The organism is Roseisolibacter agri (genome assembly GCF_030159095.1).
GTDB lineage: Bacteria > Gemmatimonadota > Gemmatimonadetes > Gemmatimonadales > Gemmatimonadaceae > Roseisolibacter > Roseisolibacter agri.
Window position 1 is genome coordinate 862,051 of sequence record NZ_BRXS01000001.1, and the last position, 23,633, is coordinate 885,683.

Sequence of the window (23,633 nt, forward strand, 5' to 3'; positions counted from 1 at the left end):
TCGGGAAGTGGTGGGTCAGCGCATCGCGCCCGCGGGCGCGCAGCTCGAGGCGCCGGCCGGGTCCGCGGGGCCGTACTGGCCGCGGACGAGGCGCGGCGTGCCCTCGGCCGGCAGCGTCAGCACGAACAGGTTCGAATGCTCGGCGTCGCACAGGTCCTTCAGGCGCGGACCGCCGAGGGCGCCGATGATCGCGGGGATCGTGTTGCTGTGGCCGACGACGAGGATGACCTGCCCCGCGTGGCGCCGCACCGCGTCCGCGACCGCCTTCACGTGGTCGCCCGAGAGCGGGACGATCTCGGGAACGAGGCCCAGCGCGTCGGCCAGCGGCTTCGCCGTGTCCGAGGTGCGGCGGCGCGGCGTGGCGATGACGGCCTGCACGCCGGCGTCGGCCAGCGCGGCCTGGAGCGCCCTGGCGCGCGTCGAACCGAGATCCGTGAGCGGCGGGTCGTCGGCCGGCTCCGCGGCCTTCTCGGCGTGGCGCACCAGCAGGACGAGCGTGGGGCTCGCGGCGCGCGCGACCGCCGCACCCGTGGGCGCATCCTTCGTGACGGCCTGCGCGCCGCCCGGCGCCGCGACGGCGAGCGAGGCGGCGAGGAGCGCGGCGGCGAGGCGGACGAAGCGTCGGGGCATGGCGGCGTGGCGGCTCAGTGGGACGCGAAGCGCCGCGTCGTGCCGTCGGCCAGGAAGGCCGTGACCTCGTAGCGGTCCACGCGGCCGCCCGGGACCTCCATGCCGGGAGAGCCGGCCGGCATCCCGCCGACGGCGATCCCCTTCACCTTGGGGCGCTCCTTGAGCAGGCGGCGGATGTCGGCCGCGGGCACGTGGCCCTCGACCACGTAGCCGTCCACGAGCGCCGTGTGGCACGACTGGAGCGCGCCCGGCACGCCGTAGCGGCGCTTGATCGGGTCGACGTCGGGGACGTCGTTGACCGCGGTCTTGAAGCCGGCGCCGGCCACGTGCAGCACCCACTTCTGGCAGCAGCCGCACTCGGGCGTCTTGTAGATCGTCATCGTCGGGCCGGGGGCCGCGACGAGGGCGTGGGCGGAGCCGCCCAGCGCGAGCGTGGCGACGCCGGCGGCGGCGCGCGCGAGCCACTCGCGGCGGGAGAGCGCGTCGGACATGGGGACGGGGAGGGTGGGAGGCACGGACCGGCGGTGGCGGGCGCGAGCGGAGTCACCGCGCCCGGCCGGAGTACCCGCCGGCCGCCCACAAGATCGCCGGGCCGGGGTCGGACAGCCACCGGCCGCGAGTGCGGCCCGCGTCAGGACGCGGCGGGCGGCGTGGCGGGTGGCGTGGCGGGCGGCGGCGCGGGGCGGTCGGTGAAGCCGCGCGCCGTGTGGCTGCCGTCGCAGAACGGGGCGTTGGCGGTGCCCCCGCAGCGGCAGAGCGCCACCCGCTCATCCTCGGCGATGATCTCCCCGGCCTCGGTGACGATGCGGACGGGGCCGCGCACGTACAGCGGGCCGTCGCGGCGGGCCCGGATGGTCAGCCCATCATCGGGCACCGCGCTCGCCTGCGATCCGTCGGGCGCCCAGGCGCGCAGCGCGCCGGTGGGGCAGCGCGTCACCGCCGCCACGACGTCGGCCGCGGGCGCGAGCTCGGGCCGGATCCAGCGGCGCTCGCGCGGATCGAACACCAGCGGCAGCGCGCGCACGCACGCCGCCGCGTGGATGCACCGGTTCGGGTCGAAGGTGACCGTCACCTCGTCGGTCGCGTAGGTCTGCAGGCGCTTAGGCATCGCGGCTATCCGGCCGTGGTGAGCGCGCGCTGCTCGGCCGCCGTCAGCGCGCGCACCGCGCCCTTCGGCAGGTCGCCGAGGGCGAGCGGGCCGATGGCGACGCGCACGAGGCGCAGCGTCTCGACGTCGCGCGCGGCCAGCATGCGGCGGATGTGGCGGTTGCGCCCCTCGTCGAGCACGACCTCGAGCCACGCGGTGCGGTCGCCGCTGCGCAGCACGCGCACCGCCTTCGCGGCCAGCGTGTCGCCCTCCTGCGTCGCGACGCCCGCGCGCAGCGCGTCCAGCAGCGCGTCGTCGGGCACGCGGTCGATCTGCACGTGATAGGTGCGGTCGACGTGCGATGCGGGATCGAGCAGGCGCGCGCCCCAGCGCGTGTCGTTGGTGACGAGCAGCAGCCCCTCGCTCGCCTTGTCGAGGCGCCCGACGGGCGACAGGTGCGCGACGCGCGACGCGACGGGATGCGTCGCCAGCAGGTCGTGCACGGTGGGCGCGCCGCGCGCGTCCTCGCGCGACACGACCACGCCGCGCGGCTTGTTCATCGCCAGGTAGACGCGCGCGGCGGCGCGCACCGGGTCGCCGTCGACGGCGATCGCGTCACGCCCCGGATCGACGCGGTGCGACGGCTCGCGCACCACGCGGCCGCCCACGCGCACGCGCCCCGCGCGGACCCACGCCTCGGCGTCGCGACGCGAGCAGACGCCCAGCTTGGACAGCGCGCGCGCCAGCGAGACCGCGTCGCGCGGGCCCGCGGCGTCAGGGCGAGACCGCACCCGCGCCCGCGGCGGCGACCACCGCGTCCTGCTGCGACGTCACGCCGCTCACGCCCACCGCTCCCACGACGACGCCGTTGACGACGATCGGCACCCCGCCCTCCATCGGCAGGCCGTTGTCGGCGTTCAGCAGCGCCATGCGGCCGGCGGTGATCGACGAGTCGAGCGACTTGGTGGGGCGGCGAAAGCGTGCCGCCGTGCGCGCCTTGGCGCGCGACAGCTCGATGCTGAGCGGCGGCGCGCCATCCAGGCGCAGGAAGGCCGCGAGCTCGCCGTACGCGTCCACCACCGCGATCGACACGTCCCACTTGTTCCGGCGCGCCTCGGCCTCGGCGGCGGCCAGCGCGCGGCGCGCGGCCTCGGTGGAGAGCACGCGGGCGTCGCGCAGCTGCGCGGACAGTCGGCCGGGCAGCGCGAGCGCGACGACGGCGACGAGCGCGGCGAGCGAGCGGCGGGCGTTGGACATGGGGGCGTCGTGGAGGGAGCGGCGGCCGGTCGACCGCGCGCCCGCAAGCTACGCGTCGGAGGGCGCGTCCCGCGAGGCGTCGCCGATGGGATGCTCGTCGGTGTGCAGGCGGAACTCCGGCAGCTGCAGCCCCCACCAGATGGCGGCGAAGCGCACGCTGGCGACGACGCCCATGCCGACCAGCGTCGCGGCGCCACGCGCGACGCCGAGCGCCTCGAGCGCGAAGTAGACGCCGGTGCCCGCGATGGCGGCCGTGGCGTACAGGCTGCCGCGCCGCAGCACGACCGGGATCTCCGCGCTCAGCACGTCGCGGATCGCGCCGCCGGCCGCACCCGTGACGGTGCCCAGCACGATGCCGCCCGCCGCCGAGATCCCGGCCCGCTCGGCGATCTGCGCGCCCGAGACGCTGAAGAGCGCGAGGCCGAGCGCGTCGGCGACGAGCATCGCGGTCTCGTGCGGGCGGGTGCGCTGGTGCCGCACCAGCCACACGGTGCCGAGGCCCGACACCGTGATGACGACGATGTAGCGCGGGTCGGCGAGCCAGAAGATCGGGTGCCGGTCGAGCAGCACGTCGCGGATGGTGCCGCCGCCGATCGCGGTCACGAGCGCGAGCGCGAGCACACCGATCAGGTCGAGCCGCTTGCGGCCCGCGGCGAGCGCGCCGCTGACGGCGAAGACGGCAACGCCGATGAGGTCGAGGACGTACAGGAGCACGGCGGGGGCGGAGCGTGAGGAGCGTCGGACGGACCGTGGAATCTGGCGACGTCGGCGGCCAGCGGGCTCGGCGATGTTGTCAGGGAAGTCAGTACGTCTTGTCGGGGATTCCCTGTTGCGCGCGTGCTGTGCCGCGGGCGACCGTCGCACCGGCCCGTGGGTCCGACCGCTCTCCCGACGGAGGACGTATGCCCGCCACCGTTCCGATCGATCGCGAGGTGCTCAGCAACCTCCGGCATGGGGACGAGCAGGCGCTCGAGCGCCTGTTCCGATCCAACTACCCGCAGCTCGCCGACAAGGCGCGGGCGGAGCTGGACGATCCGGCCGTGGCGCCGCGCGTGGTCGAGGGCGCCTTCCTGAGGGTCTGGGCGGACCGGGCGCAGTTCGAGACGCCCGAGGCGCTCGACCACTTCCTGCAGCGCTCGGTGCACGAGGGCGCGGTGCGCGAGAAGAGCCGCCGCGCGGCGCTGCACCGCTTCGAGCAGCGCGAGGGGGTGAAGCCCGGGACGACCGGCGCGCACGCGGTCGCCGACCTGCCGGTGGACGCGGCGTGGGCGCACGTCAGCGCGATCCTCCACGCGCCGCCCGTCGACGCGGCGCACGTGGCCGACGTGCGGCACGAGCACTCGCGCCACGAGGCGGCGCAGCACCTCGCGTCGGTCGCGAAGCGGCCGCCCTGGGTCGCGCCGGTCATCATCGCGGTCGCGCTGGCGGCGGCGTTCACGCTCGGCATGCGGTGGATGGACCGCGCGGGCGGCGACGTCGCGGTGAACAGCGCGCTCTCGTCGCCCGACCTGCGCGTGCGGGTGACGCGCCCGGGGGAGCGCGCGGCGCTGACGCTCACCGACGGCAGCCGCGCGACGCTCGGCGCCGACTCGAAGATGAGCATCCCGCCGTCGTTCGGTGAGCCGATGCGCGCGCTGGCGCTCGAGGGCGCGGCGTCGTTCAACGTGCAGGACGGCGGCACGCGCCCGTTCCACGTGCGCACGCCGCAGGCGATGGTATCGGCGGTCGGCACCGCGTTCGACGTGCGCGCCTTCCCGGCCGACGCCCGCACGCTGGTGCGCGTGCGCGAGGGCACGGTCACGGTGCGCGCGCGCGAGGGCGACGAGACGCGCACGCTGGCGGCCGGCGACTACGTGGAGGTCGGCGCGAAGGGCGAGATGCGAGACGTGGCGAACGACGCGCGCGACGGCGCCTTCGCGTGGGCCGACAACCGGATGGTGCTCCGCGGCCGTCCGCTGCGCGAGGCGATCGCCGAGGCGCATCGCTGGTTCGGGCTGACGCTGCTGGTGCCCGACTCCGCGCTGCTGGCGCGTCCGGTGAACGTGGACGTGGAGCTGGGCTCGACGCGCGCGCTGCTGGCGGACCTGGAGAAGAGCGGGCGCCTGACGTTCGGCTACGAGGACCAGCGGATGGTGCTGCGCGACGTGGCGGACAAGCGGGCCGCCACGAAGGCGCCGGCCGCGAAGCCCACGCGCTGACGCACCCGCACTGCGGACTGCGCGCTGCGGATCCGAACGACAACTGCAGGGCGGGATGACAGGATGACCAGGAGGCTCCGCGGAGCGCATGGAACGTCACGCCGCGCGGAGCCCCCTTGGTCATCCTGTCCAGTGTCGTTCCGCGTCCCGCGCGCCGGTCCCCTGTGCCTTCGGGAGGGATGCGGATGCTGCGGATGGAGCGGATCTGACGGATCGCCCCACATGGCGGCGACGTCCCATGCGCCACACGGCGCGATCCGTCAGATCCGCTCCGATCCGGAGCATCCGCATCCTCCCCAAAGGCCAGCAGCCCGGGCGCGACGTCGGCTGCCGAGGGCACGGAGCACGAGAATCCGCAGCCCGCAGTCCGCAGCGCCCTTCAATCCAGTCGCACCGCGTCCGCCCCTGCCGTCCGGCGCTCCCGGGCCTGCGCGCGCGGCAGCGGCGGCACGTCGCTGCCGACGATGTTGAACACCTCGCGGTGGCCCGACTGCACGAGCGGCACGAAGCGCTGGTACCATGCGCGCCACTCGTCGGTCATCGCCTCGCGCATCTCGCGGTCGAACGTCGACAGGTCGTCGTACGTCGACTCGAGGACGAGCGTGTAGTACGGGCCGGCGAGGTCGGTGAGGAGCCGCACGTCCTTGGCGAGGCCGCCGCGCCGCAGGAAGTCGAGCCCCTCGCGCCACAGCGCGACGGCCTCGCGGGCGGCGCCGAACTTGAGCTGGAACACGTCGCGGATGAGGATCATCTCGCACCTCCGTGCTGGACGGTGAGCGACGCGGGGTGAAGCGGCGTCGGGGCGCCGACCCCGCGACCCTCCACGGTGTCACGCGCCGACGATTCCGTCGAGAGGCGGATCCTCCCACGCCACCGCGTCGCCGACCGCGAGCACGCCGTCCTCGAGCACCTGCGCGTACGCGCCGCCGCTCCACGGCGTGCGCCGCATGGCGGCCTGGAGGCCGGGAACGGCCTCGTCCATCCGCTCGCACGGCTTCGTCTCGCCGCCGATGCGCAGGCGCACGCCGCCCACGTGCAGCACGCGGCCGCGCGTGCCGGCGAGCGAGACGCCGCGCACGAGCAGGTTGGCCCGGCGCGCGACCGGCGGCGCATCGCCGCCCGTCTCCTCCATCAGCGCCTCCCACTCCTCCTCCTCCAGCAGCGTCACCTGCCGGAAGCGGCTGCGGTCCGCGCTGCCCACCAGCCCGCGTCCGGCGACCACCTCGGCGCGCGCCACGGCGTCCATGGGGCCGCGGTGCGCGCGCTTCACCCAGATCGCCGCCAGCGTGCCCGTCGTGCTCACCGGCGGCCCGCCAGCGCGAGGCGCACGCCGAGCGCGACGAAGAGGGCGCCCGTGGCGCGCTCCAGCAGCTGCGCGGCGCGCGCGCTGCGGCGCAGGCGGCCGGCCGCGCCGCTGGCGCCCAGCGCGACGGCGAGGTTCACGATCGTCCCCGACGTGTCGAACAGCAGGCCGAGCGCGAGCACCTGCAGTGCCGCGCTGCCGCGCGCGGGATCGACGAACTGCGGCAGGAACGCGAGGAAGAAGAGCGCGACCTTCGGGTTCAGCACGTTGGTGACGACGCCCTGCCGGAACACCGCCCAGCGCGACGCCGGCGCGAGCGCACGTTCGGCCAGCGCCGACGGACGCCAGAGCGCGCGAACGCCGAGGTACACGAGGTACGCCGCGCCCGCGAGCCGCACGATCGTGTAGGCGACCGGCACGGCGGCCAGCAGCGCCGCCAGCCCGAACGCCACCAGCGCGATGTGCACCAGCGTGCCCGCCGCGATGCCGAGCGCGGAGGCGACGCCCGCGCCGCGCCCCTCGGACGCGGAGCGCGCGGCGACGTAGAGCATGTCCGGGCCGGGCGTGAGGTTCAGCGCCAGGCCGGTGGCGAGGAAGAGCAGGAGGGCGTCACGATCGGGCACCGAGGCAACCTGCACGGGTCGCGCGCGGCGCGCCACGGCTCCATCCTTCCGCGCCATGGACCGCCGACTCTTCCTCGCCGACCTGACGCGCGCGGCCGCGCTGTGCGCCGTCGTGCCCAACGTCTGGCGCGTCACCACGCGCCCGCGCCTCGCCGACGATCCGTTCCAGCTCGGCGTCGCGTCGGGCGATCCCACGCCCACCGGCGGCGTGCTGTGGACGCGCCTCGCGCCGCGGCCGATGGAGCCGGAGGGCGGCATGGACGGGCAGCGCGTCGTCGTGTCGTGGGAGGTGGCGGAGGACGAGGCGTTCGCGCGCGTCGTGCAGCGGGGCCGCGCGACGGCGGCGTTCGAGCTGTCGTACAGCGTGCACGTGGACGTCGACGGCCTGCAGCCCGACCGCTGGTACTTCTACCGCTTCTCGACCGCCGGCGCGACGGGCGCGACGAGCCCCGTCGGGCGCTTCCGCACCGCGCCCGCCGCGGGCGCGATGACGCCGCTGCGCTTCGCGGTCGCGTCGTGCCAGAACTACGAGCAGGGGCTCTTCACCGCCTACGCGCACATGGCGCGCGAGGAGCTGGACCTCGTCACGCACCTCGGCGACTACATCTACGAGTACGCGCCGGTGCCGCGCCGCGTGCGCCAGCATGCGGGGCTCGAGATCCGCACGCTCGACGACTACCGGCGGCGCTACGCGCAGTACAAGGCGGACACGATGCTGCAGGCCGCGCACGCTCGCTGCCCGTGGGTGCTGACGTGGGACGACCACGAGGTGGACAACAACTACGCCGGCACGCACGGCGAGAACGGCTTCGAGTCCGAGGAGCAGATGCGCACCCGCCGCGCGGCGGCCTACCAGGCGTGGTGGGAGCACCAGCCGGTGCGCGTGCCGCGCGCGCGCTCGTGGGCCGACCTCACGATCTACCGCACCATCCACTGGGGTGGGCTGGCGCGCTTCGCGATGCTCGACACGCGGCAGTACCGCAGCCCGCAGGCGTGCGAGGGCGGCTCGCGCGTGGTGCCGTGCGGCGAGTGGGCGGAGCCCGGGCGCACCCTGATGGGCGAGACGCAGGAGCGCTGGCTGGCCGACGGCCTCGCCCGCGAGCGTGCGCGCTGGCAGGTGCTCGGCAACCAGGTGATGGTGGGCTCGTTCGACCAGGACGCGGGCGCGCCCGTGCGGCTCGACATGGACCAGTGGGGCGGCTACCCCGCCGCGAAGGCGCGGCTGCTGCGCACGATCGCCGAGCGGGCGCCGGGGCGCACGGTCGTGCTGACGGGCGACATCCACTCCAGCTGGGCGAACGAGCTGCGCGCCGATCCGCGGCGCCCCGACTCGGCGCTGGTGGCGGCGGAGTTCGTGGGCACGAGCATCACGTCGGGCGGCGACGGCAGCGACCGCTGGCCGAGCGTGACCGAGGCCGCGTTGGCCGCGAACCCGCAGCTCAAGTGGCACAACGCGCGGCGCGGCTACCTGTCGTGCCACGTGACCGCCGACGCGTGGCAGACCGACTACCACACGCTCGCGCAGGTGACGACGCCCGACGTGCCGCTGGAGACGCCGGCGCGGTTCCGCGTGGAGCACGGCCGCGCGACGCTGATCCGCGTCTGATGGGCGCTCAGCGCGCGGCGGTCGCCTGCGCGTGCGCCCGCGCGACGGCGGGCGCCGCGACGTAGGCGTCGAACAGCGCGCCGCGCACGCGGCTCTCGCCCGCGAACGCGCGGCGGAAGTCCGAGAGGTCGACGCTGCGCTGCGCCTGCTCCGCGGTCTCGCCGCGCGCCACCGCCGCGGCGGTGCGCGTCTGCACGGCCTCCAGCAGCGCCTGCACGCGCGCGACGTAGGCGTCGTCGCGCATCACCGGCCCGTGGCCGCCCACCAGCACGCGCGGGCGCAGCGCACGCAGCCGGCCCAGCGCGGCCGCGTAGTCGGCGGGGAACGACGTCGTGCCGACGAGCGGCACCGGCCACGCCGCCAGGTCGCCCGCGTACACGATCCCCTCGGCCGGCAGGTGCACGACGACGTCGCCGGCGGTGTGGCCGCGGCCGAGGTGGCGCAGCATGACCGCGCGACCCGCGCGCCGCAGCAGCAGGCTGTCGCCGTCGAAGGTGCGCGTGGGCGGCGTCGGGCGCCACGACGGCGCGTCCGCGAGGTAGCCATCGGCCAGCGCGAGCAGCGCGGTGAAGCTCGCGCGCTCCTCGTCGTCGATCGCGCGGCCGTCGCGCGCGCGGCCCGTCTCCAGCAGCGTGCGGTAGCGCGCCGTCCCGGCGCGCAGGTTGTCCACGAGCTCGCGGCGCCGCTGCTGGTAGCCGCCGGCGAGGTCGTCGCGCGTCGCCGCGTGCGCGACGATCTCGACGTCGGGGAAGCTGTCGCGGTACACCTGCAGCCCCGAGACGTGGTCGTCGTGCGCGTGCGTCACGACGACCGTGCGCACGGGCAGACGGGTCACGCCACGGATCGCGGCGATCACCTCGCGCGTGTGCGCCGCCGTGAACTGCGCGTCGATCACCAGCACGTCGCGATCGCCGACGACGAAGCCGCCGTTGGACTCGAAGAGGAAGGCCGGCGGCTCGTGCCGCAGCACCGCGTACGCGCCCTGGCCCAGGGCCACGACGTCGATCGAGGCGGTGGGGCGGGCAGGGGCCGGCATGGGGCGCCGGCAGCCCACCGTGGAGACGGCGGCGCAGAGCGCGACGAGGACGGCGAGGGCGCGTGAGGGCATGGAGCGCAACGCTGCGCGCGCACGGCGTCGCGCGCAACGCGACGCCGTCCAGCCGCGTGCGGCCACCGGCAGGACGTGCAGGGCGAGGGCAGCCCGACGGCATGATGCGGGAGTCATGCGATATCGTCACGCTTGAGCACTCAAGTCGGTGCGCGACGGCTGCCGATCCTCTGGGGAAGCCGCTCCCGACCCGACCAACGTCCCATGCCTCCGCTCACCCGCTGTCTCCTGCGCATCGCCACGCTGCTGCTGGCGTTGCCGGCGCTCGCGCCGGTGACGCCGGGCGCCGCGCAGCCGGCGCGCGCGGGAGGGCTCGCCGGGTTCGTGGTGGTGGTGCACGCGGACAACCCGACGCCGTCGCTGCCGCGCGAGCACCTCGCGCGCCTCTTCCTGCGCAAGGTCGCGCGCTGGCCAGGCGGGCAGCCCGCGATGCCGGTGGACCTGCCCGCCGACGCGCCGGTGCGCGCGGCGTTCACGCGCCACGTGCTCGCGCGCACCGTGACGGCCGTCCGTGCGTACTGGCAGGAGCGCATCTTCTCGGGCCGCGACGTGCCGCCGCCCGAGCGCGCCGGTGAGGCCGAGGCGCTGGCGTACGTGCGCGCGCACCCGGCGGCGGTCGGCTACGTGTCCGCGACCACCGCGCTGCCGCCGGGCGTGCGCGTGCTGCCGCTCACGGAGCCGTGAGCGGGTTCTGGGAGCGGCGCTACGCCGCGCTGCCGGTGGCCGCCAAGCTGCGGCTCTTCCCGCTGCTGACCGCGGTCGCGCTGAGCCTCGTGCTGCTGGTGACGGTGGCGTTCGGCCTCGTGGGCGAGCGCCGGCTGGTGCGCATGGGCGACCAGTTCTACCCGATGGTCGAGGCCAGCGACCGGGTGGAGGAGGCCTTCACCGACGTCCAGCGCGCGCTCCAGAACGCGGCCGCCACGAACGACGCCGAGCACCTCGCGCGCGCCGACTCGCTGGCGCGGGCGTTCATGGCGGCGGCCGACGCGCCCGTCATCACCGACGACGGGCACCAGCACCGTGAGCTGCGGCGTCGCTTCGACCGCTACTACACCGTGGGACGCGCGGTCACGACCCGGCTCATGGCCGACGAGGGGGGCGACAGCCTGACCGCGGCGCTGCGCGACTTCGCGGTGCAGCGGCGCGCGCTCGCCGCCGCGCTGGCGGAGGACGCGCGGCATCATCGCGGCCTGCTGCGCGACGCGTTCCGCGAGGAGCAGCTGTGGCAGCGCGCCGCGTGGATCGTGGGCCTCGCGCTCGGCCTCGCGGCGGTGCTGATGGTGGCCGTGCTCTCGCGGGTCGCCACGCGGCGGCTCACCGCGCCGCTCGGCGAGGCGGTGCGCGCGGTGGACCAGCTCGCGACGGGCGACCTCACGATGCGGCTCCCCGACGCCGGGCCCGACGAGGTGGGCCATCTCCTGCGGGCGATGGGCCGCATGGTGGCCAGCCTTCGCGGCAGCGAGGAGCAGCTGCGCCACCAGGCGACGCACGACGCGCTCACCGGCCTCGCCAACCGCACGCTCTTCCGCGAGCGCGTGGCGCGCGTCGAGGCCGATGGGGAGCGCGGCGCGGTGGCGGTGCTCTACGTCGACCTCGACGACTTCAAGGCGGTGAACGACGGCATGGGCCACGCGGCGGGCGACCGGCTGCTCGTGCTGGCGGCGGATCGCCTGCTGAGCGCGACGCGCGGCTGCGACACGGTGGCGCGGCTGGGCGGCGACGAGTTCGCGGTGCTGCTGCGGCGCGTGCGCGACGAGCGCGAGGCCTCCGTGGTCGCGGAGCGCGTCACGCGCGCGCTCGGCGCGCCGTTCGCAATCGGCGGCGCGGAGGTGCGGGTCGGCGCCAGCGTCGGCATCGCGCTCGGCGCGGCGGTGGAGGATGCCGACGACCTGCTGCGCTTCGCCGACCTCGCGATGTACGCGGCCAAGAACGCCGGCAAGCGCCGCTTCGCGTTCTTCGAGGCGACGATGTACACCGCGGCGCTGCACCGCGTGGCGCTGGAGTCGGACCTGCGCGAGGCGCTGGCGCGCGACGAGCTGCTGCTGCACTACCAGCCGATCGTCGAGCTGGCGACGGGCCGCATCGTCGGCGCGGAGGCGCTGGTGCGCTGGCGCCATCCGGTGCGCGGGCTGATCCCGCCGATGGAGTTCATCCCGATCGCCGAGAGCACGGGGCTCATCGTGCCGATCGGGCGCTGGGTGCTGCGCGAGGCGTGCGCGCAGGCCGCGCGCTGGCGCGCCGCGGGAACGACGGACTTCCGCATCGCGGTCAACGTCTCCGCCTGGCAGGTGCAGAGCTCCGAGCTGGTGGCCGACGTGCGCGAGGCGCTCGCGCACGCGGGGCTGCCGGCGTCGGCGCTGTCGCTGGAGATCACCGAGAGCACGATGCTCACCGACACCGAGGTGACGCTGGGTCGCCTGCACGAGCTGAAGGCGCTCGGCGTCACGCTGGGCGTGGACGACTTCGGTACCGGCTACTCGTCGCTGTCGTACCTCCAGCGATTCCCGATCGACCAGCTGAAGATCGACAAGTCGTTCGTGGACGGGCTGGGCGGCGCGGCGCACGACCCGGCGCTGACGCGCGCCATCGTCGCGATCGGCGGCGCGCTGCGCCTGCCGATGGTGGCCGAGGGCGTCGAGCGCCCCGAGCAGGTCGAGGGGCTGCTCGCGCTGGGCTGCGAGCTGGCGCAGGGCTTCCACTTCGCGCGGCCGATGCCGGCGTCGGAGCTGAGCGCGCGCCTGGCGCCGACGCCGGAGCGCGCCGTCGCCTGAGCGAGCGCGACGCGCGTCAGAGTCCCAGCTCGCGGTACCAGGCCGCGAATGCGCGCTCGAAGAACACCCGGTTGAACAGCGTCCACTCGCCGAGCGTCGGCGGGAGCGCGAAGGTGGCCGCGGCGGCGGCGACCGGGAGGCCGCGCGCGTGCGCGGCGCGGGCAGCGCGCTCCACCTCGTCCAGCAGCGCGACGTAGCGCTCGAACTCCGCGCGGCGCGCGAGCGGGCCGTGCCCCGGCACGTAGACGACGGGATCGGGGCGGCGCAGCGCGTGCGCGGCGGACGCGAGGCGCGACGCCGTCGCATCCACGTAGTTCGGGAAGACGCCGTTCCACAGCAGGTCGCCGCCGAACACCACGCGCGGATCGTCGACCTCGATGGCGACGTCGCTCGCGGTGTGCGCGGCGCGCGGCGTGATGCGCACGCTGCGGCCGCCGAGGTCCAGCGTCGTCCCCTCGCCCGACGGCAGCAGCACGCACTCGCGCAGCGCGGCCTCGCGCGAGGCGTCGGCGGGCTGGTTGCGCGCGACGACCGCGTCGCGGGTGGCGGCCGTCGCGTGGATCGCGCAGCGCGCGCCGCTGGTGTGGGCGCCCACGTAGCCGGCGACGCCGTTGGCGTGGTCGGCGTGGAAGTGCGTGAGCACCGCGTGCGTCGGCCAGCGGCCCGTCAGCTCGCGCGCGCGCTCGGCCAGCCAGCGCGCGCCCGCGGGCGTGTTGAACCCCTCGATCGCCAGCACGCCGCTGCGGCCCGCGACGATGCCGCCGTTGGCGAGCGTGGTGCGGTCGCCGCCGAACGGCGTCGAGATCAGCGCCCACACGCCCTCGCCCACCTGCTCCAGCGCCCCGAACGGCTCGCGCGCGACGACGCGCCCCGCGGGCTGCGTCCAGAGCGCGGCGCGCAGGGCGCGGGGGACCAGCGCGCCGGCGAGCGCCAGGTGCGCGGCGCACGAGGCGCCGGCGAGGAAGTCGCGGCGGGAGAGCAGGGAGGGGGAGGGGGGCATGGCGAGAGACGGGGGCCGCCCGCATCGTACCGCGCGCTGCGGCCCGGTGCCACGGAAGGACGACCGGCGCCAACGGTCCGCCACGCCCCCCCGTACTCGGGACGATCCCGTCCCCGATCCGGCCGGCCGCCTCGTGCGCCCGGCCCGGACGCCCATCCCAGGAGTCCCCTCCATGGCGTTGCTCTCCCGCCTCGCGCGCGTGCTCGGCGCGGCCGGCGCGGTCGGTGCGGCCCTGCCGCTCGCCGCGCAGCCCTCCAGCCCGCGCGCCATCCCCTCCACGTACGCGATCACCAACGCGCGGCTGGTGCCGGTCAGCGGCCCCGCCATCGAGCGCGGGACGATCGTGGTGCGCAACGGGCTGATCGCCGCCCTCGGCGCCGGCGTGTCCGTGCCCGCCGACGCGCGCGTCATCGACGGCGCCGGCCTGACCGTCTATCCCGGCTTCATCGACGGCCAGTCGACCCTCGGCACCGCGCCGGCGCGCGCGGCGGGCCAGGGCGGTGGTGGCGGTGGTGGCGGCGGCCTGGCCGCCTTCGGCGCCGCGGCGACGCCCGCGTCGACGGCCGGCCGGCTGGTGGTGCATCCCGTCGGCCTCACGCCGGAGGCCACGGCGGTGGACCTGCTGCGCGTGGACGCGGACGCCTTCGGCAACGCGCAGGCTGGCGGGATCACGGCGGCGCTGACGGCGCCCGCCAGCGGCATCCTGCAGGGCCAGAGCGCGCTCATCACGCTCGGCGACGACGCGTCGGCGCTGGTGGTGAAGGCGCCCGTCGCGCAGCACGTCGGCTTCACGCCCGTGCGCGGCGGCGGCTACCCCAACTCGCTGCTCGGCGTGTTCAGCGCGCTGCGGCAGATGCTGCTGGACGCGCAGCACTACCGCGACGAGCAGGCCGCCTACGCGCGCAACCCGCGCGGCATGAACCGCCCGACGTTCGACGCGGCGATGGACGCGCTGCAGCCGGTGCTAGCGCGCACGCAGCCCGTCGTCATGCGTGCGGACAGCAAGCGCGAGATCGAGCGCGCGCTGGACCTGGCGAAGGAGTTCAACCTGCGCGCGATCATCGCCGGCGGCGCCGAGGCGCACCTGGTGGCCGATCGCCTGAAGGCGGAGAACGTGCCGGTGCTGCTGTCGGCCAACTTCCCGAAGCGCCCGACGACGCAGAGCGCCGACGCCGACCCGGAGCCGCTGCGCGTGCTGCGCGAGCGCGCCGAGGCGCCGCGCGTGGCGTCGCGCCTGCAGCAGGCGGGCGTGCGCTTCGCGCTGCAGTCGGGCGGCCTCACGAACGGCACCGAGTTCCTCGGCAACGTGCAGAAGGCGGTGGAGGCGGGGCTGACGGCCGACCAGGCCGCGCGCGCGCTGACGCTCGCGCCGGCGCAGATCCTCGGCGTCGACGACCGGCTGGGGAGCATCGAGGTCGGCAAGATCGCGAACCTGACGCTGATGCGCGGCGCGCTGGGCACGAGCGGCGCGCGCGTGGCGCAGCTGTTCATCGACGGCAGGCCGGTGACCGTGCGCGCCGCGACGCCCGCGGGCGACGGCGCCGCGACCGCGGCCGGCGCGTGGACGGCGACCGTGGCGCTCGACAACCAGAGCCACGCCGTGACGTTCACGCTGCGGCAGGAGGGCGAGCGGCTGCTCGGCCAGATGCAGGGCGACCTCGGGACCGCGGAGCTGACGAACGGCTCCATCGGCGCCGACGGCGCGCTGCGCTTCACCGCGCCGATCACGCTCAAGGAGGGGACCGAGGAGGCGACGTTCACGGGCACGCTGGAGGGCAACGCCATCCGCGGCCGCGTGACGATCGTCGGCCACGAGCCGGGCACCTTCAACGGCACGCGCCCGGGCCGCGGCGGCCCGCCGAACGGCGGCGCCGGCACTCCGGGCGGGCAGCGCCCGCGTCCCACCACGCCGCCGCAGGACTGACCGCCATGCGACTCCCCATGAATCCGATCCTGCCGCGCACCGTCACGCGCTCGCTCGCCGCGCTGGCGGCCCTCGCCCCGGCGATGCTCGCCGCGCAGGCCGCGCCCGTCGCGTCCAAGGGCCCGACGCTGATCAAGAACGCCACCGTCCTCACGGTCACGAAGGGGACGCTCCAGAACACCGACGTCCTGCTGCAGAACGGCAAGATCGCGCGCGTCGGGCAGAACCTGCAGGCGCCCGCGGGCGCCACCGTCGTCGACGCGACGGGCAAGTTCCTGATGCCGGGCATCATCGACCCGCACTCGCACATGATGAGCGACGCCATCAACGAGGGCTCGCTCTCGGTGACGTCGATGGTGCGGATCACGGACGTGCTGAACCCGACCGCGATCAACGTCTATCGCGCGCTGGCCGGCGGTGTGACGACGATCAACATCCTGCACGGCTCCGCCAACACGATCGGCGGGCAGAACGCGACCGTGAAGCTGAAGTACGGCCGCGAGGCCGACGAGATGGTGTTCCCGGGCGCGCCGCCGGGGATCAAGTTCGCGCTCGGCGAGAACGTCACGCGCAAGAGCCGCACGTCGCTCCCGGGCGGCCCGCCGGCGCGCTACCCGACGTCGCGCATGGGCCAGGAGGAGGTGTTGCGCGACGCGTTCACGCGCGCCCGCGACTACAAGGCGTCGTGGGACGACTACCGCCGCGGCGGGAGCAAGGGCGTGGCGCCGCGCCGCGACCTGGAGCTCGAGCCGCTGGTGGAGGTGCTGGAGGGCAAGCGCCTCGTGCACGCGCACTCGTACCGCGGCGACGAGATGCTGATGCTGCTCAACCTCGCCGACGAGTTCGGGTTCAAGGTCAAGACGCTGCAGCACGGCCTGGAGGGCTACAAGATCGCCTCCGAGATCGCCAAGCACGGCGCGGGCCTGTCGACGTTCGCCGACAGCTGGTCGTACAAGATCGAGGCGTACGACGCGATCCCGTACAACGTCGCCATCCTGACGCGGAAGGGCGTCGTGACGACGATCAACTCCGACTCCGACGAGCGCGTGCGGCGCCTGAACGTCGACGCCGCGAAGCTCATGAAGTACGGCGGGCTGACGGAGGAGGAGGCGCTGAAGACGATCACGTACAACGGCGCGATCCAGCTCGGCGTGCAGGACCGCGTCGGGTCGATCGAGGTCGGCAAGGACGCCGACGTCGCGCTCTGGAGCGCGCACCCGCTCAGCGTCTACGCCAACGTCGACCGGACCTACATCGACGGGGAGCTGTTCTTCGACCGCCAGAAGGACATCGCCGAGCGCGACGCCAAGGCGCGCGAGCGGCAGCAGCTGGAGCGCGCCGAGCAGCAGACGCCCGCGCGCCAGCAGCGCCCCGCCCAGCCCTTCATCCCGAACGAGGAGCGCCGCTGATGCCGCGCATCTACACGTCGACGGCCGCGCTGCTCGCCGCCGTCCTCGCGCCCGCGGCGCTCTCCGCGCAGCTCGGCTCCTACAATCCGCCGCCGGGCCCGCAGGGCACGTTCGCGATCCGCGGCGCGCGCATCGTCACCGTCTCGGGCCCCGAGATCGCCAGCGGCACCGTCGTCATCAGCGGCGGGAAGATCGCGGCCGTCGGCGCGGACGCCGCGGTGCCGTCCGGCGCGACCGTGATCGACGGCGCGGGGCTCACGGTGTATCCCGGCATGATGGACGCCGGCACGTCGCTCGGCCTCTCGGAGATCCCGCAGGGCGCGCCGGCGACCGTCGACGCGAGCGAGGTCGGCACGTTCAACCCGAACGCGCAGGCGTACTACGGCGTCAACCCGCAGAGCGCGCACATCGGCGTCACGCGCGTGGTCGGCATCACGCACGTGCTCACGCGCCCCAGCGGCGGCGTGATCGCGGGGCAGGCGGCGCTGCTCAACCTCGCCGGCTCCACGGTGCCCGAGATGAACCTCGTGCAGCGCGCGGGCCTCGTGATCGAGCTGCCGCGCTCGGGCTTCGGCGGCGGGCGCTTCGGCGGCGGCTTCGCGTTCCAGACGGCGGGCAACCAGCAGGACGTCGCGCGCACGCGCACGCGCCAGCTCGACAGCCTGCGCGCGATGCTGCGCGACGCGGACGCCTACCAGAACGTGCAGGACGCGTACGCGAAGGACCGCTCGCTGCCGCGGCCGAAGCAGGACGTCGTGCTGGCCTCGCTGGTGGCGGCGGCGCGCGGGCAGATGCCGGTGCTGTTCATCGCCGACCGCGCGGCCGACATCCGCGAGGCGATCGCGTTCGCGGACGAGATGAAGCTCAAGCCGATCATCGTCGGCGGCCGCGACGCGTGGCAGGTGGCGTCGCTGCTGAAGCAGAAGGACGTGCCGGTGCTGCTGAGCAGCGTCATGGATCTGCCGTCGCGCGAGGACGACCCGTACGACGTGAACTTCGGGGCGCCGTCCAAGCTGGCCGCGGCGGGCGTGCGCTTCGCGATCACGTCGGGCGACCAGGGCGCGGAGGCGCGCAACCTCCCGTACACGGCGGGCATGGCGGCGGCGTTCGGGCTCTCGAAGGCGGACGCGTTGAAGTCGGTCACGCTCTGGCCCGCGCAGATCCTCGGCATCGGCAGCCGCCTCGGCTCGATCGAGGTCGGCAAGGTCGCGAACCTCGTCGTCACCGACGGCGACCTGCTGGAGGCGCGGACGCAGACGAAGCACCTCTTCATCGACGGCCGCCCGGTGCCGCTGGAGAGCAAGCACACGGACCTCAACGACCGGTTCAAGGACCGGCCGTGATGGCACGGCTGCGGGCTGCGGGTTGCGGATTCTGAAGCAGCGATCCTCAAACCGTCTCGCCGGGCCCGAACGGCATTTGCAAGGATAAGATCGGATAAGGTCTGATAACGACGGATGGCTCCATGTGGCCGACGAGTGACGTCGCACCACGCGGAGCCATCCGTCGTTATCAGACCTTCTCAGATGTTCATCCTTGCTGCAGTTCGCAGTTCAGGATCCGCAGCCTGCAGCGCCGTTCAGGGCCGTCGACTGAGGTTGTACCCGATCGTCGCGCCCACGCTCGGCAGCACGGTCACGGCGATGCCGGCGAGTGTGCTCGTGATGCGCCCGCCGCGCGGCGGCTCGTCGCCGTCGCGGTCCACCAGCCGCACGATCGCCCAGCTGGCCAGCCCGCCCACCGCGGCGCCGCCGACGCCGGCGAGATACTTCCCGCTGCCGGGGCCGCGCGCGCCCACCAGCGCCGGCCCGGCGGCCGCACCCAGCGCGCCGCCCAGGTACGCCGCGCCGAGCGAGAGCTTCGACGTGGTCGGATCGTCGCGGCCGAGGCTCTCGAACAGCTGATCGGTCAGCACGCCGACGGCGATGAAGCCGATGGGCGTGCCGAGCGTCCCGGCGCCGACCTGCAGGGCGACGCGCGCCGGGCCGAGCGACCGCACGTCGTGCTGCGGCGCCTGGGCAGCGAGCGGCGCGAGGGGGAGCGCCGCGCAGGCGCCCGCGAGAAGGAGGGACCGGAGCATGCCCGAACGCTGGGCACGCCCCGGGCCACGCCGCAAGCGGCTCGCGTCCGTCAGCCCGTTCGTCAGCCCGCGCGGCGGCGTCGCGCGGCGATGCCCGCGATCGCCACGAGCCCGGTGCCGAGGAGCGCCCACGTGCCCGGCTCCGGTGTCACGACGGCGGCCCGGCCGGCCTCGAAGGTGAAGCTGGCCGCGCCGTACCACCCCGGGCTGCCATCGCCGGAGCGCAGCGTCGGGACGCCGCCCGGCGCCTCCGCGTAGTACACGCTGCCGAAGTCGAGCAGACCGCCGCCGTCGGTCGTCATCCGGGCGAACCCCGACTGGCTGACGTCGAAGGCGTTGAAGTAGCGGTCCGCGCCCACGAAGCCCCACGCGCCGATGCGGCCCACGAAGCCCGCCGGCAGCTCGAGCGGCGCCGCGAGCGCCTGGTACCGGAAGGCGCCGTCGAGCGTGCCCTGCGTTCCGCTGAAGGTCAGCGCGCTGCCATACGCGGCGACCACGTCCTGCGACGGCACGGCCCCGCGCTGCAGCAGCTGGAACAGCTGCACGGTGATCGTGCCCGCGAAGCCGTCGCGCACGCCCTGGCCGCCGGGCGTGGAGGCATCGAAGGCGCCGAAGCGGGTGATGCGGACGGGCGCGGCGCCGACGGTGAACTCCTGCGACAGCGTGCCGGCGAAGGTGTTGGTGCCGTCGTAGCTGGTGGCGAGCGCGTTGGTGCCCTGCGCGGCCGCGGGTGCGGCGGTCAGCAGGAGGACGAGTCCCGCGCGGAGGGCGGGGCGGATGGCGGACATCGACGATGGGGTTGGGGACGCGTGGGGCGCACCGCACGATGCGCCCGTCTGCCGCCAACGTCGCGTCGGCCGCGTCCGGCGACGTAGTGCAGCTGCACCACGTCGTGTGAGCGTCCCGTCAGGCCGCCTGCGCGTGCCCCTCGCCGTCCGTCACGACGGCGTCGAGCGCATCGAGCGCCAGCGCGCAGATCTTCGTGCCGCGGTCCTTCGCCAGCAGGGCGAGCGCCTGCGCGGGCGTCATGCCGGCGCGGTACGGACGGTCCGCGGTGAGTGCCTCGTAGATGTCGGCGACGACCATCACGCGTGCCGACTGGTCGAGCGCATCGCCCGTCAGCCCCCACGGATAGCCGGAGCCGTCGAGCTTCTCGTGGTGCAGCGCGGCCGGCCGCGCGAAGTCCGCGAACGCGCGCACGCGCGTCAGGATCTCCCACGTGAAGCGCGGATGCTCGTTCACCGCGCGCCGCTCGTCGTCGGTCAGCGGTCCCTGCTTGTCGAGGATGCTGTTCGACACGCCGAGCTTCCCGACGTCGTGCAGCATGCCCGCGCGCCACAGCCGCTTGCACGCGACGGCGTCCATGCCCGCCGCGGCGCCGATGCGCTCCGCGAAGTGCGCGACGTTGGTGGAGTGGCGGTAGGTGTACGGCGACTTGGCGTCGATGATCTCGGCGAACGCACGCGCGATGTCGTCGAGGCCCGTGTCGTCGACCGTGCGGCGGCGATCGTCGGGCTCCAGCGCGGCGGCCGCCGCGTCGGCGTCCGGATCGCGCAGCGCCGCCCACCACTTGGCGTCGCGGCGCCACGCCTGCACGTGGTCCACCAGCCGGGGATCGAACCACGTCCCGCGCCGGGCGCGCAGCACGCGCAGGGCGTGGTCGGGGCCGTGCGTGCGCGCGAACGTCTCGAGCGTCTGCGCGAGGTTGGCGATGCGCGCGCCGAGCGGGATGTCGTGGCCGCGCAGCCCGGCGGGATAGCCGCCGCCGTTCCAGTGCTCGTCCAGCCCGTGGATCGCGGCGGCCGTGCCCTCGGGAAAGCCGAGCCGCCGCGCGATCTCCGCGCCGCGATCGCAGCGGATCTGGATCAGGTCGCGGGTGACGCCGGGCGAGCGCGCGATGGCCGCGAACTGTCGCAGCTTGGCCGGCAGCGAGCCGCCGAGGCTCGCGCAGCGGAACGTCTCGACGGCGAGGCCGAAGCGGCGGTGCCAGTCGACGATCTTCATCCGCGGCTTCACGGCGCGGTCGTCGGCGCCGAACAGCGCGGTCATGCGCGCCGCGTTGCTGGAGCAGCCGGCGTCCTTCAGCAGCAGCGCGTAGTACAGCGCCGAGCGGTCCGCGAGCGGCATCGGCAGCTCCTCGGCCAGGCGCATCCCGATCAGGCACGTGCGCACCGTGTGCCCGAACGGCTGGCCCTCGGTGAGGTCCAGCGCGTGCGAGAGCGCGGTCAGGACCTCCGAGAGCGACAGCTGGGCCTCGCCGGGCGCGTACGGCACGGCGGGCGCGGAGCGGGGCGTGGGACGCGAGGCGGGCATGAGAGGGGAGGGCGACTCACGCTGGACGACCCCCCTCGGTGCACCGCAACGGCGCGCCGCAACGGCGCGTCGGTCCGTCGTCAGTCCGTCTGGATCGGGTGCCGCACGACCTCGCCCGCCAGCGTCTCGCCGCCAAGCTCGATGTAGAGGTGCCCGTCGGTGACCGACAGGTCGAGCTTCATGCGGCGATCCAGCCGCTCGGCCAGCGCGGCGAGCAGCTCGCGGTCCACCGCCCACAGCTCCACCGCCTCGGCGCGGTGGATGCGCTCCCCGGCGAGCTGCCGCTGCAGCTGCGCGGGATCGCGGTGCGTGTAGATCGCGACGCGCGGCGCCGCCTTGCTCGCACGGTGCAGGCGCGCGGCGTCGGGCGCGCCGATGTCGATCCACGCCTGCCGCGTGCCCGTCAGGTCGCGCACCTCGACCGCCGGCTCGTCCGGCTCGGCGAGCCCGCGCGTGAACGCGATCCCCTCGCGGTACTCCAGGCAGTAGGCGAGCACCCGGGTCAGCAGGTACTCCTCCGTCTCGGACGGATGGCGCGCGACGCGCAGCGCGAGCGTCTCGTACACGCCGCGGTCGACGTGGGCGAGCTGGATTTCGAACGTATAGACTGTCGCGGAGACGGCCACGGAAGTGTCGAAGCGGAGGACGGTGGAGCGGAGAACGAAACCGCGGAGAACGATAAGGCGTGGAACGATGAGGCGTCCACCGATCCGCGCTTCCGTGTCACGCTCCATCGTCCTCCGCCGTTCCGTCCTCCGCCTCACGGTCCTCCGCTCAACCGAACCGCGACGTCTGCGCGTCGCGCCGCGCCGAGCTTCTGCATCACCCGCTCCGTGTGGTGCCGCGCCGTGTGCGCGCTGACGCCCAGCGCCGCCGCCACCTCGGCGTTCGAGAGGCGGCGCGCGAGCAGCCGCGCCACCTCGGCCTCGCGCGCGGTGAGGCCCAGCGCGTCGGGGATCGCGAGCGGAGGCGTCACGATCGCGGGCGTCGCGGCGTCGAGCGCCACCTGCACCAGCCCCTCCTCGCCCCACAGCGCGGCCGGCGCGAGCGAGGCGCGCAGCGCGTAGCGGGCGAGCGCGGTCTGCACGGTGCGCGCGGGGATCACGGGCGCCGTGGCCGCGCGGCCGCGCAGCGTGCGCACCTCGGCCGCGAGCGCGTGCATCGCCGCGAGCACCTGCTCGCGCGCGGGCTCGCCGGCCAGCGCGCGCTGCAGCGCGGCGTTGTGGTGCAGCGCGCGGCCGTCGGCGTCGACCACCAGCAGCGCGTCGCCCATCGCGTCGAGGCTCGCCAGCAGCGCCGAGCGGCGCGCGCCGAACGTCGCCAGCGCGTGATGGGCGACCTGCAGCGCGGGGAGCAGCAGGCCGACGACCTCGCGCTCGTCGTCGAAGTGGCGCCGCGCGGTCGGGCGCTGGTAGCCGACCGTCAGCCACATCTCGCCAGCGTCGTTCTGCGACGCGGCGCACACGAAGTCCGCGAAGCCCGCCGGCGCCAGCCCCTCGTGGTAGACCGTGTTGCGCCGCAGGTCGTGGCCGTGCGACTCGAGGATGCCCCCGCCCTCGGCCAGCGTCCACAGCTCCAGCGCGTGCGCGCGGCGGTAGCGGTTGAACCACGCGCTCGCCGGGTCGCTGCTGCCATGGAAGCCCGTGCGCGGATCGGCGCGCGACATCTCGTTCATGCGCTGCAGCTGCGTCGGGTCGACCGTCTGCGAGTCGTTGCGCAGCCGCGTGCCGTTCGGCATCGACAGCATCGCGTTGGCGCCCGGGAAGAGCGCGTGCAGCCGCGCCTCCGCGTCGCGCCACCACGCCCGCGGATCGGGGCCGGCCAGCGGCGCGAGCAGCGCCGCCGTCGCCTCGCGCAGGCGGCGCGCGTCGTCGCTGGTGAGGCGCAGCGTCATCTCGCGTCAGCTCGGCGTCGGCCCACCCGCGGCTCAGGCCAGCTGCTCGGCGATCGAGCGCGTGCGGTCGGTGACGACGTCGCCGGTGTGCTTCGTGGCCACCGGCTCCACGAGCACCACCCAGCACTCCTCGGCCGCCATCGGGTTGTGGCGCACGCCGCGCGGCACCACCACGCTCTGCCCGGGGCCGAGCACGACCTCGCCGTCCTCGAGCTGGATCACGAGCTGGCCGCGCATCACGAGGAACAGCTCGTCCTCGTCCGCGTGCGCGTGCCACACGAACTCGCCCTGCAGCTTGGCGACCTTGACGTACGAGTCGTTGACGCGGGCGACGACGTGCGGCGACCAGAAGTCGGCGAGCCGCTCGAACTCGGCCGCGAAGTCGATGGGGACGAGCATGCGAACGTCCGGCTGGGGAGAGGAGGAGGGG

24 protein-coding genes are annotated in these 23,633 nt (G+C 75.1%); 7 read left to right on the forward strand and 17 right to left on the reverse strand.

What is annotated here, in order from left to right:
- Positions 1–15: 15 nt before the first annotated feature.
- The 6 genes from rosag_RS03470 to rosag_RS03495 form a co-directional block, all read right to left on the reverse strand.
- Positions 16–630, reverse strand: coding sequence for a phosphoglycerate mutase family protein (locus tag rosag_RS03470; RefSeq protein WP_284348638.1), 615 nt, complete (start codon positions 628–630; stop codon positions 16–18).
- 14 nt (positions 631–644) lie between these two features.
- Entirely contained in the window at positions 645–1,121 is a 477-nt protein-coding gene (locus tag rosag_RS03475) for a DUF411 domain-containing protein (protein ID WP_284348639.1), read from the reverse strand.
- A gap of 140 nt (positions 1,122–1,261) precedes the next feature.
- Positions 1,262–1,738 carry a CDGSH iron-sulfur domain-containing protein gene (locus rosag_RS03480; RefSeq protein ID WP_284348640.1) on the reverse strand — a complete coding sequence of 159 codons (477 nt, stop codon included), beginning with the start codon at positions 1,736–1,738 and terminating at the stop codon, positions 1,262–1,264.
- 5 nt (positions 1,739–1,743) lie between these two features.
- Positions 1,744–2,508 (reverse strand): pseudouridine synthase, encoded by a 765-nt coding sequence (locus rosag_RS03485; protein ID WP_284348641.1) that lies wholly within the window; start codon positions 2,506–2,508, stop codon positions 1,744–1,746.
- On the reverse strand, positions 2,492–2,974 hold the full coding sequence (locus rosag_RS03490; RefSeq protein WP_284348642.1) for a GlcG/HbpS family heme-binding protein: 483 nt from the start codon (positions 2,972–2,974) through the stop codon (positions 2,492–2,494). Before rosag_RS03490 ends, rosag_RS03485 begins: the two co-directional genes overlap by 17 nt.
- A 48-nt stretch (positions 2,975–3,022) precedes the next feature.
- Positions 3,023–3,688, reverse strand: a complete 666-nt coding sequence (locus rosag_RS03495) for a trimeric intracellular cation channel family protein (protein ID WP_284348644.1) — start codon at positions 3,686–3,688, stop codon at positions 3,023–3,025.
- A gap of 188 nt (positions 3,689–3,876) precedes the next feature.
- Here rosag_RS03495 and rosag_RS03500 point away from each other — a divergent pair, with 188 nt between their 5' ends.
- Positions 3,877–5,172 carry a FecR domain-containing protein gene (locus rosag_RS03500; protein WP_284348645.1) on the forward strand — a complete coding sequence of 432 codons (1,296 nt, stop codon included), beginning with the start codon at positions 3,877–3,879 and terminating at the stop codon, positions 5,170–5,172.
- 379 nt (positions 5,173–5,551) lie between these two features.
- Here rosag_RS03500 and rosag_RS03505 read toward each other — a convergent pair whose 3' ends face one another.
- From rosag_RS03505 to rosag_RS03515, 3 genes are all read right to left on the reverse strand, one after another.
- Entirely contained in the window at positions 5,552–5,923 is a 372-nt protein-coding gene (locus rosag_RS03505; RefSeq protein WP_284348646.1) for a hypothetical protein, read from the reverse strand.
- 78 nt (positions 5,924–6,001) lie between these two features.
- A complete protein-coding gene (locus rosag_RS03510) occupies positions 6,002–6,475 on the reverse strand; it encodes an MOSC domain-containing protein (RefSeq protein WP_284348647.1) in 474 nt (157 codons plus the stop codon).
- The gene (locus tag rosag_RS03515; RefSeq protein WP_284348648.1) at positions 6,472–7,098 is read right to left on the reverse strand and encodes a LysE family translocator; all 627 of its coding nucleotides are present in this window, start codon (positions 7,096–7,098) and stop codon (positions 6,472–6,474) included. The genes rosag_RS03510 and rosag_RS03515 overlap by 4 nt, the downstream gene beginning before the upstream one ends.
- 55 nt (positions 7,099–7,153) lie before the next feature.
- Here rosag_RS03515 and rosag_RS03520 point away from each other — a divergent pair, with 55 nt between their 5' ends.
- Entirely contained in the window at positions 7,154–8,704 is a 1,551-nt protein-coding gene (locus tag rosag_RS03520) for an alkaline phosphatase D family protein (RefSeq protein ID WP_284348649.1), read from the forward strand.
- A gap of 7 nt (positions 8,705–8,711) precedes the next feature.
- Here the strand turns inward: rosag_RS03520 and rosag_RS03525 are convergent, their stop codons facing one another.
- Positions 8,712–9,812: an MBL fold metallo-hydrolase gene (locus rosag_RS03525; RefSeq protein WP_284348650.1), complete on the reverse strand. Its 1,101-nt coding sequence runs from the start codon at positions 9,810–9,812 to the stop codon at positions 8,712–8,714.
- 204 nt (positions 9,813–10,016) lie between these two features.
- Here rosag_RS03525 and rosag_RS03530 point away from each other — a divergent pair, with 204 nt between their 5' ends.
- Together rosag_RS03530 and rosag_RS03535 are read left to right on the forward strand one after the other, a co-directional pair.
- On the forward strand, positions 10,017–10,496 hold the full coding sequence (locus rosag_RS03530) for a type 2 periplasmic-binding domain-containing protein (protein WP_284348651.1): 480 nt from the start codon (positions 10,017–10,019) through the stop codon (positions 10,494–10,496).
- The gene (locus tag rosag_RS03535; RefSeq protein WP_284348652.1) at positions 10,493–12,583 is read left to right on the forward strand and encodes a putative bifunctional diguanylate cyclase/phosphodiesterase; all 2,091 of its coding nucleotides are present in this window, start codon (positions 10,493–10,495) and stop codon (positions 12,581–12,583) included. Before rosag_RS03530 ends, rosag_RS03535 begins: the two co-directional genes overlap by 4 nt.
- A 16-nt stretch (positions 12,584–12,599) precedes the next feature.
- Here rosag_RS03535 and rosag_RS03540 read toward each other — a convergent pair whose 3' ends face one another.
- Positions 12,600–13,583: an MBL fold metallo-hydrolase gene (locus tag rosag_RS03540; RefSeq protein ID WP_284348653.1), complete on the reverse strand. Its 984-nt coding sequence runs from the start codon at positions 13,581–13,583 to the stop codon at positions 12,600–12,602.
- Between the two features lie 172 nt (positions 13,584–13,755).
- Between rosag_RS03540 and rosag_RS03545 the strand changes: the two genes are divergently transcribed.
- The 3 genes from rosag_RS03545 to rosag_RS03555 are packed head-to-tail and all read left to right on the forward strand — an operon-like array spanning position 13,756 to position 18,259.
- Positions 13,756–15,507 carry an amidohydrolase family protein gene (locus rosag_RS03545; RefSeq protein WP_284348654.1) on the forward strand — a complete coding sequence of 584 codons (1,752 nt, stop codon included), beginning with the start codon at positions 13,756–13,758 and terminating at the stop codon, positions 15,505–15,507.
- A gap of 5 nt (positions 15,508–15,512) precedes the next feature.
- Entirely contained in the window at positions 15,513–16,916 is a 1,404-nt protein-coding gene (locus rosag_RS03550; protein ID WP_284348655.1) for an amidohydrolase, read from the forward strand.
- Complete coding sequence (locus rosag_RS03555) at positions 16,916–18,259, forward strand: amidohydrolase family protein (protein ID WP_284348656.1); 1,344 nt, start codon at positions 16,916–16,918, stop codon at positions 18,257–18,259. The genes rosag_RS03550 and rosag_RS03555 overlap by 1 nt, the downstream gene beginning before the upstream one ends.
- A gap of 236 nt (positions 18,260–18,495) precedes the next feature.
- Here rosag_RS03555 and rosag_RS03560 read toward each other — a convergent pair whose 3' ends face one another.
- The 6 genes from rosag_RS03560 to rosag_RS03585 all read right to left on the reverse strand — a co-directional run bounded on the left by rosag_RS03560 (position 18,496) and on the right by rosag_RS03585 (position 23,602).
- Complete coding sequence (locus tag rosag_RS03560) at positions 18,496–18,996, reverse strand: hypothetical protein (RefSeq protein ID WP_284348657.1); 501 nt, start codon at positions 18,994–18,996, stop codon at positions 18,496–18,498.
- A 62-nt stretch (positions 18,997–19,058) separates the two neighbouring features.
- Positions 19,059–19,784, reverse strand: coding sequence for a PEP-CTERM sorting domain-containing protein (locus rosag_RS03565; protein ID WP_284348658.1), 726 nt, complete (start codon positions 19,782–19,784; stop codon positions 19,059–19,061).
- Between the two features lie 118 nt (positions 19,785–19,902).
- Entirely contained in the window at positions 19,903–21,270 is a 1,368-nt protein-coding gene (locus rosag_RS03570) for an HD-GYP domain-containing protein (RefSeq protein ID WP_284348659.1), read from the reverse strand.
- A 119-nt stretch (positions 21,271–21,389) separates the two neighbouring features.
- Positions 21,390–21,935: a YaeQ family protein gene (locus tag rosag_RS03575; protein WP_284348660.1), complete on the reverse strand. Its 546-nt coding sequence runs from the start codon at positions 21,933–21,935 to the stop codon at positions 21,390–21,392.
- 134 nt (positions 21,936–22,069) lie between these two features.
- Positions 22,070–23,203, reverse strand: a complete 1,134-nt coding sequence (locus rosag_RS03580; RefSeq protein WP_284348661.1) for a helix-turn-helix transcriptional regulator — start codon at positions 23,201–23,203, stop codon at positions 22,070–22,072.
- Between the two features lie 33 nt (positions 23,204–23,236).
- Complete coding sequence (locus rosag_RS03585; RefSeq protein ID WP_284348662.1) at positions 23,237–23,602, reverse strand: cupin domain-containing protein; 366 nt, start codon at positions 23,600–23,602, stop codon at positions 23,237–23,239.
- Positions 23,603–23,633: the final 31 nt, after the last annotated feature.